Source organism: Tardiphaga sp. (assembly GCF_044340795.1).
In the GTDB taxonomy this organism is placed as follows: Bacteria; Pseudomonadota; Alphaproteobacteria; order Rhizobiales; family Xanthobacteraceae; genus Tardiphaga.
In genome coordinates, this window is record NZ_JBIISY010000271.1 from 1 (window position 1) to 7710 (window position 7710).

Consider the following 7710-nt stretch of genomic DNA (forward strand, 5'->3'; position numbering starts at 1 on the left):
ACAGGTTCACGAAGACGCGGCGTATCGTTACGAGGCGCATCTTCGGCTCGGCTACGAGCGTTGGAAGAAGAGCCAGGAAGAGTGGGTGAAGTCGGGCAAAAAGCCGCTTCTCTTCGTTATGTGCGAGAATACGGACGCGGCCGACCAGATCGCGCGGCGGCTCAACAACGATCCGGTATTTAAGGCGCTGAACCAAAAGACCATCAACCTTCATACGAACCTTAAGGGCAAGATCAAGACGATCAAGCAGGAAGGAAAGAAGGTCGAGATTTTTGTCGAGGACGAAAAGGCAATCTCTGACGACGACCTCAAGGCAATCCGGCGCATCAGTCGCGAGCTTGACACGAACGAGAGCCCCTATAGCTGCATCGTCTCGGTCCTCATGTTGCGCGAAGGCTGGGACGTCAGGAACGTGACCACGATCGTTCCCCTCCGCCCTTATAGTTCTGGCGCGAACATCCTGCCCGAGCAGACCTTGGGCCGTGGTCTTCGCCGCATGACGCCTCCGGGGCAGGCGAACGAGCTAGTAACTGTCATCGAGCATCCGGCGTTCGCGAGCCTTTATGAACAAGAGCTCGAACAGGAAGGATTACCACTGGAGGTGATCGCCGCGGAGGATGTGCCGGCGACAACGGTCACGATATTTCCCGACCAATCGAAGGATTTTGACAAGCTCGACATCCTGTTGCCCGCGCTCACGGCGGCACATGAGATCCAACCCAAGCTTGAAGGGTTGGCGATCGAGCATGTCCGCGAGAAGTTTCGTCCGTTGAAGGCTCTGCCGCTCGGGAATAAAGGGGAGACCGAACTCAAATATGAGGGGCGGCACCTCATAACCAACGAAGTCGTCGAGGAGATGAAGGTGAGTTTGCCGCTTCTCCAAAACGGCCTGACAGCTATTTCATTCTATATCCGCGAGCTTGAAGCTGCCTGCAAGGTCCAAAGCGCTCACGCGTTGCTCGCACCGCTTCTCCAGACATTTCTTGCTGAAATGCTATTTGGAGAGAAAGTGTCGTTAGTTGACAAGCGGCTATCTGCCCGTCTCGCCGATCAGGACGTGCGTGAGCATATCCGTGCCGTTTTCATTCCCCTGATCCGTGAGCGGACGATTACAACCGAGAAGCGGCGTGTTGCAGGCGCAGCAGAATCCCTGCGCCACTGGAAGCCCTTTCAGGCATCCTTTTCGGCTGAACGGCCTGTCTTGAAGGCGGCGCATACGCTCTTTAATCTCGTTCCGTGCAACCGCTCTCTTGAAGTAGCGCTCACAAACTTCGCAGATGTGAGCCCAGACATAACCTCGTTCGCCAAGAATGCAGGACCCCAGGCCGTTCGCATAGATTATTTGACGGCGGACCAAAGGCTTGCCTTTTACACTCCGGATTTCTTCGTCCGATCGACGGATGGAAAGCTCTATCTCGTCGAAACAAAAGGACGGCAGGATCGAGATGTATCCCGGAAAGCGATTGCCGCAGTGGCGTGGTGCAAGGCCGCTTCGCGGTCGAAGGCTGACTGGGAATACGTCTTTATCCCCCAAAACGTTATGGAGGGGCTTACCAGCAACCAGTTCGCCGATTTGGTACGGGCCTGTGCGCCGGCACTTCAGAATCTGCTGAGTGAAACGAGCAGCGCGCCGGAGCTCCCGCTGTTCGCCGGTAGGGCGGATGGGGATGCAGGAATGTTTTTTGGCAAGGAAGCGCTGACCAAGCTCACCCCGCGTGCCAAGAAAGCGGCTGAGGAAGCGCTGGAGATTTACCGGTATCTTGAGAAGAAGACGGATGTGACGAGCTTGGCGCCCGTCTTCACGGTCCTTTTGGGTTCGGTCGATGAAGCGGCCAAGACCTTCATACTGAAGCTCTTGCAGCCGTTGTTGCCTGCCAACAAGGCGGATCAGCAGAGGTGGTTCGAGCCTGATTTCACCGATGTGCCGCATAGGGAGTTGCGGCACTTTCAGAACATGGCAGCATCCCTCAAGCGAGCACTCGTGTTTGGTTCCGTTCATTCCGCTATCGGACTTACCCGGTCATGCCTGGATCACGCTGTACAGGGCGTGCCGCCGATCGGAGGTGTATTTGCTTCCGTAAGGAAGGTATTCTCCGTTCCGGGCGCCTCCGATCATTTGAAGCGGGTGAGCGACTTGAATGAATTCCGGAATACCTATGTGGCCCATCACGAGAAGCCACTGACAGACCGCTCCGTGACCGAGCAGCACCTCCGTGAATGGGTCGAGACTCTCGGTATGCTCAAACTCTGATCAGCGTGCCGTTGCAGGCCAACACCGTGCGCATAACTGACGCCAGAGTTTCGGTACAGCAGGATCAGGCGTACCGAGAGGAAGGAGGCATCCGCTTTCGGGACAGTGATAGCGACGCCGGCATAAAATGACGGCGGGGCCCGAAAGCGAGTGCAGTCGCGAGAGCGGTTAACAAGGCACCCGTGCGACGGGCAGTGATAACGGTGCCGCGAAGCGGCAGCCCTTCGTGCGAGTGCCTCCGGCGAGTGACACCGCCAATTTTCTGCACTGACCACCTAAGTGGCATTAGGTTACATATCACTCACGCGAAGCCCCACCCATGGAGCAGCTAATGCGTTTGCCGCAGCCCACCCACTTGAATTACTCGTCTCTGACTGCCGACATCGAGCGGGGCCGGATCAAAATCCCGCAATTGCCGAGGCGCACGGCGTGGTATTTCCCGGATCTCGGCTCCAGCGTTCAGTCCCATTCCGAGAGATTGATGTCGACGGGACGGACCTCGACACCATGTTGGCAGGCGTCTCGCACCAGTTTCGCGGGCGCATAAAAGCCCATGGACTGGGCATTGAGGATTGCTGCGAGAAACGCATCGGGATGATGGCACTTCATCCAGCTCGAGGCGTAGGCGATGAGCGCGAAGCTGGCGGCGCGGGATTCCGGGAAGCCGTAGCTTCCAAAACCTTCAAGTTGCTTGAACGTACGTTCGGCAAATTCACGGGTATACCCGCAATAGAGAGCACAAGCAGCCAATGCTGCAAGGTGTTTTGGGCATCCGTCTGCGCCAAAGCTCCGGCGGAAACGGGCTCTATTCGCTTCGCTCACCGAGCCGCCTTCGGCGTCTCGGCCCTTCGGGTAACGATCGCCGTGCCCCGCGCTATCGCGCATTTCTTTCGGGAGGGGACACCCCCCGCCGGAAGAACACAACTTTGATTAAGGAGCACTCATCGGAGGGCCGAAGCACCCAGAAGCTTTGCCTTCAGGCCATCGAATTCTGCTTGGGATATCGCGCCTCGGACTAGGAGGCCGTGAAGGCGTTCCAGCTCATGGGAGAGGATAGTTGCGGCAACGGTGGTGGATCGACGACTTGGATCTTTTTTGACGTCGTTGATGAAGAGATTGAGGTCGGATTCTCCGCCGCTGCTGGCGGAGCCGTCACGGTGAGCTGCGCGCCTGGCCGCAACCTTACTCGGTTCAGAATAAGAAATGCGAAACCGCCCCAATTTCAGCTGTGGTTGGCGCTGATGGAACGATCCGTCTTTGCTACTCGCTAACTTGTTGCGCAAATGTGCGATAGCAATGTTTATCGATGGTTCAAGCCAATTGTTTCATACAACGACTTATGCATGAGTTTTGGCTCAGAGATGGTTCTTTCTTCCATATGGATCGCTCGCAAGACCCAGGCGGCATCAACTCGTTGGAAATCTACGATGAAAGGCCGATGTTTTACGGCATATTCTGCATCTTCCGGATCGTGCGCATCTACAAAACAGAACACTGAGATGCCCTTCGATACCGATTGATCGGTTACAAAGCACGAATATCCGGCGCTTTCTGCTGTCGATAGAAAGTGATCGATCGATGATATGTCGCGCGTTCCGGCTTGTAACAAGACGCGCATGCGGTCATTGGTTTGGAGCAGTGTTTGATAGGAGCCGTAGCTGGTAAACGGATGGTCGATGAAATTCTCATATTCTAGGACGCTGAGTTCCTTCTCCTCCACATTGACGCTTTTGAGGTAGACCTCGCTGTCGCCTGCCTTTCCGTGGAATTCGAAGGAAATGCGGCGCGATCCAATGTATGCAGGACATGAGGAGAAGATCGCGATATCGGCGGTCGCGACCTGGATCGCTTGCTTGCGCCAAGTGCAGGTGCGAGTTGGAAAGTGCCGTTCCCAGAGTGCGCGGTCACCGATATCTATCGGCTGCGTTCGCGGAGCCCACGCCTTGATCGAATAGAAGCTCCGGAAGGCATGCTCGGCTGCCGTATCACTCGTCAGATCCTCAGCAAGCGCTGTTGATGCCGATATCAGCAAAAGGAAGGCGGCCGCCGAATTCTGGAAAAATCTCGTCGTGCTTCGCATATCGTCGTCCTTCACCGGCCAGATTGAGTGAGGTACGCGTCGACCTGCGCGGTGTATTGAGAGTAAAAATTCACAACGAAGAAATTAGGATTTCCGATAGCGATCTGCCGGTTTCGTTGCGCTGCACCCGTCAATACTAACGCGCTAACCCCGCCAACAATCGGCGATTCGAGTGCGACGTCGATGTTACGATCTTTCAAGAGGCGGCGACGCGCGAAGGTCAGGGTATAGTCATCGACCTTAATCTCGACGTTGCTGCCAGAGCTGAGGGCGACGGACACATTGTTTGCAGTCAGTATTGGGCCGCAAAGAAAAGTGGCTAGAGGCACGCCGCCTAGGCCGTCTTGTACGATTGCATCTCTGATTTCGGCAGGCACGCGCTTCTTTGACAGAAGCAGATCGCATTTGGCATTGCCGCGAGCCGATTCTAGCTTGCCCAATCGACTTTGAATCTCTTGGAAGTAGGAGTTCTGGTCGCGGAAGGATAAGTTCGGGAGACGAAAATTATTGTTGGTGGCGAGATTCCGTAATTTTTCGCGCGTCTCGTCACTATCGGGAAGTTCTTGGATTTCGCGAATGAGGCCGGGCAACTGTTTTGCAGAATCTTCGTCCTGGCGCCGTTCAGCGTTTTCTTGATCGGCTACCTTCATAAGTTGGAACCGTCTTTCACAGTTGCTCCGTACGGCCAGGCGGACGGACATGTCGCGGTTTGAACTCCAGATGGTTCGACAGAAGGAGCGTAGCTCGTCCTGCGTGTCGTAGGCTTCGACCTTCGCGAGCAAAGTGGCTTCAGTCCCGGTTGGCGCTGGAACGTTCGCGGCTCCAGAGCCCCGTTGAGCAGGCTGCGGTGTGGCGTCTTGCTCCCGTGACCGGGATTGTACTGCTGTACCCTGCGACAGCTGTGCCGCAGGGACAATATTGCGACTTTCTACGCCGCTGGCAGACATCGCATTTTGTAGCTTTGTCAGACCTTCCAGACGTTGGAGATACACGAGCTGGCTTCGGGGATTTTGGCCGGCCTGTGCCGCACAGTCGGAAACCTTCCGACGAAGGCGGTCGAACGTCAGCGCGTCCCAATCGCGGAACGGTATGCCAAATGGTTGGCCCTCGATCGACCAGGATTGTCGCGCGATTTCAGATTGGCCGACCTGCGAGCAGGTGAGATTGGCGATGTCGTGGCTCGATGCGGTGACCGACGTCGCCGGGATCAACAGACCTGCGGCGGCCACCCAAACCAATTTCATGAGAATCCCCCTATCGGAGCCGTTCGCGCTCGGAATCGAGGGCGCGGGCTCAAGCTGTATTGAATGTGAATTTGGCGGCTCGGAGCTCGGATGCATGTCACATGACCCGCAGCACGATGGACACGATGAACGATGCCACCCACACGAAGCCGTAGGTCGGCGCCTGACGAAGGTTTTGCGCGCGTAAAAAGAGGTACACGGGAGCCAAGAGCAGAGCGAACAATGTCATCCAGCCGGAGCTGTAACCGGCGCGCTTGAGCTGCTCTGCGTCGACAAGGCAAAGCGTCGCGTTGGCGACGAGCGGAATGAGCCAGCTGAGCGGGGATAGAAATGCCTCGTAGAATGTGTCGTTCGCTGGATGGCTATCCCGGTAACCGAGGATTGCCACTTCGACGAACAAATATACGATCGGTGCAAAGGCGAGCGCCCAGACCCAGCCATTGTTCACATGGCTCGCATCGATAGGCGGCGGGATGTCCTTCAGTTCGGCGCCTATCTCGGTGGTGCGCAGCGGCTGCCAAGCTGACTGCCCCTTCTGCCAGATCAAGGTCTCGCCATCGATTGTCTGGGCTGCCAGCAATTCGCGCAACCTTTCGGCGGGCACAGGGCCCTTGCGATCACCACCCTGCGTATAAAACCAAGCGTCTTCGCTTGTTGTCGTGTCGGTCATTTCACGCCCCAGTTTGCCCGCGTTGATGGGCTCTCAACTGCCCTAGTTGAGATTCATCCATCGGCCGCCGATCTTTCGCGCCAGCTTGGCGCGAATTGTTGAAATAGGGACATTATAGTGCGTGTTTTAATGGGCCGCAAAGCCGTTTGTTCTGTCTATGAAGGCAACGGCTCTTGTGGCTTGGAATTTGAGGCGACTGCGGGTGATACGCGGCGTCTCTCAGGAGGCATTGGCCGTGGACGCGGGAGTCGATCGCTCCTATGTGGGACGGATCGAGCGCGGGGTCGAGAATCCCACTGTCGAAACGCTAGACCGTCTTGCTGTCGCTTTGGAGGTAGCCGTTAGTGAAATGCTGGTGGCCCCTAAGAAGGATGAGAAGCCTCCTGCGACCCTTAGGAAGGGGCGCAAGAAAAAGTGAGATTAATGGAGTTCCTTGGAGGTGATGTCCGGCCCGTACCCACTGGTGCTGTTATAGGCCATAGTCCGGATACCTCCTTCCGGCCTTACTAAATAAGTCGCCCGAATCGCTAGCATGAAGCCGTACGGCGCGATTAGAGGGCCGACAGCAATTCAGACGGCGTAGAGAACGACCGGCTATTACCATCGGACCTCCAGCGATCGCTTGGCGCCCGGATTCATCACGACGATGGAGCCGAGGCCACCGCGGAGCCCCTGTGCTCGAAGCCGAAGGGAGCGCGAACGCTACGCCGCGGACGCTCCCTTCCGCATCTTCGCTGTGAAGGACGCAAACCATTCGTTGACTTCAAGCAAAGATCGACCGATCAGGTTCAACAAGCGTTGCATGGGAATGTGAACTGGATGCGCCCAGAGGAAATGGAATTGAGGCTCAGTTATTTGGACGAGCAACTCGAGACAGGTGGAATCAGTCTTGGTGATTTCCTTCAGGGACTGTACGACCTGATTGGAGGCGTTCTTCGAACGGGAGATGACGACCTTATCTCGGGATTAGCAATTCATCTGCAACCCACCAAGCCATGGGAAGCGAGCCGTTGATCAGATGAACGGACAGCAATGCACTCCTATTTCGAGGTCCCGAGCAACCCAGGAAGGCGGCTGTTTCCTCGCATCGCCGTACGCAAAGCTGCCTTAGTGATCGAATTGTGACGGATCGCATAGCCATCAGGTTCGGTAGCCGATCATTTGATGGGGCGACCTTTCTGCAGCGGAAGTTCGCCAAACTGCGCGAATTTGAGATGAGGCTTGGGCTTAGGTGGCACTTGTCTGTTACGCTGCAGATAGGAAGTGCAGCGGGTCTCGGTTCCGATCGTTGAAAACAGCTGCGGTGAGCGGCCCGCCGAAGACCGCCCCGGTGTCGAGATTTAGTCGATTGGGATGTATCTCGGGCAAACGAGAGGCGGTAGGAACGTGGCCATGAACGACCAGTCGGCCGAAGTCTTTGGTGGAGGAGAGAAAAGGTTTCTTGATCCAGAGACGGTCGAAATCG

At 56.3% G+C, this 7710-nt stretch carries 5 protein-coding genes and 2 pseudogenes; 2 read left to right on the forward strand and 5 right to left on the reverse strand.

Going from position 1 to position 7710, the window contains the following annotated elements; all coding sequences use genetic code 11:
* On the forward strand, positions 1-2251 hold a 2251-nt coding region (locus ACIQ17_RS28295; RefSeq protein ID WP_398472724.1), incomplete at its 5' end, for a restriction endonuclease subunit R.
* 462 nt (positions 2252-2713) lie between these two features.
* Here ACIQ17_RS28295 and ACIQ17_RS28300 read toward each other — a convergent pair.
* From ACIQ17_RS28300 to ACIQ17_RS28315, 4 genes and pseudogenes are all read right to left on the reverse strand, one after another.
* A pseudogene (locus ACIQ17_RS28300) lies at positions 2714-2977 on the reverse strand (hypothetical protein); the annotation flags it as partial.
* A gap of 574 nt (positions 2978-3551) precedes the next feature.
* A complete protein-coding gene (locus ACIQ17_RS28305) occupies positions 3552-4346 on the reverse strand; it encodes a hypothetical protein (RefSeq protein WP_398472725.1) in 795 nt (264 codons plus the stop codon).
* Positions 4343-5575: a hypothetical protein gene (locus ACIQ17_RS28310; protein WP_398472726.1), complete on the reverse strand. Its 1233-nt coding sequence runs from the start codon at positions 5573-5575 to the stop codon at positions 4343-4345. The genes ACIQ17_RS28305 and ACIQ17_RS28310 overlap by 4 nt, the downstream gene beginning before the upstream one ends.
* 97 nt (positions 5576-5672) lie before the next feature.
* Positions 5673-6245 (reverse strand): DUF4339 domain-containing protein, encoded by a 573-nt coding sequence (locus ACIQ17_RS28315; RefSeq protein WP_398472727.1) that lies wholly within the window; start codon positions 6243-6245, stop codon positions 5673-5675.
* A gap of 157 nt (positions 6246-6402) precedes the next feature.
* Here ACIQ17_RS28315 and ACIQ17_RS28320 point away from each other — a divergent pair, with 157 nt between their 5' ends.
* A complete protein-coding gene (locus ACIQ17_RS28320) occupies positions 6403-6663 on the forward strand; it encodes a helix-turn-helix domain-containing protein (RefSeq protein ID WP_398472728.1) in 261 nt (86 codons plus the stop codon).
* An 827-nt stretch (positions 6664-7490) separates the two neighbouring features.
* On the opposite strand, the pseudogene ACIQ17_RS28325 reads toward ACIQ17_RS28320, so the two are convergent.
* Positions 7491-7710: pseudogene (locus tag ACIQ17_RS28325) on the reverse strand (serine/threonine protein phosphatase); the annotation flags it as partial.

Coding starts and splice junctions, on each gene's coding strand:
- ACIQ17_RS28320 (WP_398472728.1), top strand. CDS start 6,403: ATGAAGGCAACGGCTCTTGTGGCTTGGAATTTGAGGCGACTGCGGGTG.
- ACIQ17_RS28310 (WP_398472726.1), bottom strand. CDS start 5,575: ATGAAATTGGTTTGGGTGGCCGCCGCAGGTCTGTTGATCCCGGCGACG.
- ACIQ17_RS28315 (WP_398472727.1), bottom strand. CDS start 6,245: ATGACCGACACGACAACAAGCGAAGACGCTTGGTTTTATACGCAGGGT.